The sequence below is a fragment of the Pseudoalteromonas sp. bablab_jr010 genome (assembly GCF_016464105.1).
Taxonomy (GTDB): domain Bacteria; phylum Pseudomonadota; class Gammaproteobacteria; order Enterobacterales; family Alteromonadaceae; genus Pseudoalteromonas; species Pseudoalteromonas simplex.
On sequence record NZ_JACDWV010000118.1, the window covers coordinates 1 to 1,800 of the forward strand.

The 1,800-nt window shown below is 36.7% G+C and carries 2 protein-coding genes; both read right to left on the reverse strand.

Annotated features, from left to right (window positions below; all coding sequences use genetic code 11):
* Window positions 1-648 (reverse strand): GAD-like domain-containing protein (locus JIG37_RS10480; protein WP_199529336.1); only part of this gene is annotated, 648 nt, incomplete at its 3' end.
* The coding region (locus JIG37_RS22850) for a polymorphic toxin type 15 domain-containing protein (RefSeq protein WP_280517214.1) at window positions 648-1,800 on the reverse strand (1,153 nt) is incomplete at its 5' end. The genes JIG37_RS10480 and JIG37_RS22850, both read right to left, overlap by 1 nt.

The window sequence follows — 1,800 nt, forward strand, 5'->3', positions numbered from 1 at the left end:
TATAAGTGCATCATGATCAAGTACTTCGATTTGACCAAATTGCGCCAATATAGATAAGTGAACAAAAATATTTACCTTGTTAATATTGTCAAAAATAGCTTCTCCACCAACAATTAAGCTCGGTTCAAAACCAAACATTTCGTCTGCCTTTAATTCACCAAATTTTTTGATAGATGGTTCAAATAAGTAAGATCTAGATTTATCTTTAATATCAAAATCTTTAACGTTTGCTCCACCAAAAAAGATCTCTAATGAAAAATCATTCTCATCACGAGCATTCCCATCTTGCTCAATAATCCAACCTCGCCGAGTATTAACTTCATATTTATAACCGGTTTCTTCACCCCAAATATATAAATTTCCAAATGCACTTCGTGCAAAAACATGATAGATATCATTATCTGGAATATCTGTATGTTCTAACCATTCATCTAGGGTATCTTCATAATCATCAGGGTTAACAATCCAAAGTAAACCTTGTCTAAAACCACAAAACCCATATTCTTGCCAATATTCTAATAAACGATCTGGGAGCTTTCCTTTGTATTTTTCAACCGTTTCGATAGCGCACTCTATCCGCTGTTCAGGTTGACCAAAGTCCTCTAAAAAACCTTCAAAGTCTTCGTCTAAAATAAATTTGTTGTTCATTATTTGCACCTTGTCAATTCAACATTCATTTTTGCATCAGGTCCTGAGGCGGCCAACGCTTCTTTAGCTGCATTATCCATACCTATCACCCGCCCCTCTTTAGCCCATTGAGAACCAAGTGATGAGTTAACATTTTTGTTTCCTAGACGTGATATTTTATCATGTCCACCCGCGATCATATCAGGATCATGTAATGCAGCGAGATCTTTTAAAGTATCTTTCGCTTTTGATGAAGCCAGCTCTTTTGCTTCAGAGCGTGATAATGTTTTCCTGTAGCTTTTATATGCCGACTTTTCTATTTTTTTAAATAAATCATCCCTAGCGTCAGCCTGTGCAGCACCATTATTAGTCAATATTTTTCTAGCTTTTTCATGTCCGTGTTCCTTCACTAAATCAGTCAGTGTTTCTCTATTCTTTAAATACTCACCAACCGACATTTTATTAATCCCGTCTTGTTGAGCTTTTAACTGTTTATAAAACTCTTTTTCTAGTTTCTCTTTATTACCGCCGAAAGTTTTAGCTTTAAGTAATGTATCACCAGGTTTAAAGCACGGAGGGTTATATTTTTTCATTACTGGCGCTTTCAATACTCTTTTCTTTGTACTTTCAAGCGGTTTGCTAACTGAATCTGGTACTTTGTCTAAAACCTTATCGATAGCCTTGAATGGTTTTATAAAAGCAAGACCTACACTAGCTATTGCATTCGAATAATCACCAGCAATAACCTGATTCGCAGCATTAATACCATCTTCAGCAAAAAAACTCCAAACCTCAGCTTCCCATCCACCAGCTTCACTAATTTGTTTGTTGGCATCATTTAAAAGCCAATCTCCAAAACTTTTATCACTACTCTCTTTACAACTAAGTCCAAACGGATCCACCCAATTCACTGGATTCGGCGCATATTGGTAATGGTTTATACCGCCTACTAAGCCTATCGGGTCTTGGTTTATAAAGCGTTGTTGCTTGGGGCTGTAATAGCGGTAGCGGTTGTAGTGTAGGCTGCTTTCTTCATCAAAATATTGCCCTTGAAAACGTATTGGCTGAGTGAAGCTGTTTTCTTCATTAAAGTCAGCATTAGCTTCTGGTTCTTCATAGCCGTACACATCAGCATGGTTTTGCCATACAACTTCTGCGTTATTATTTGTAACA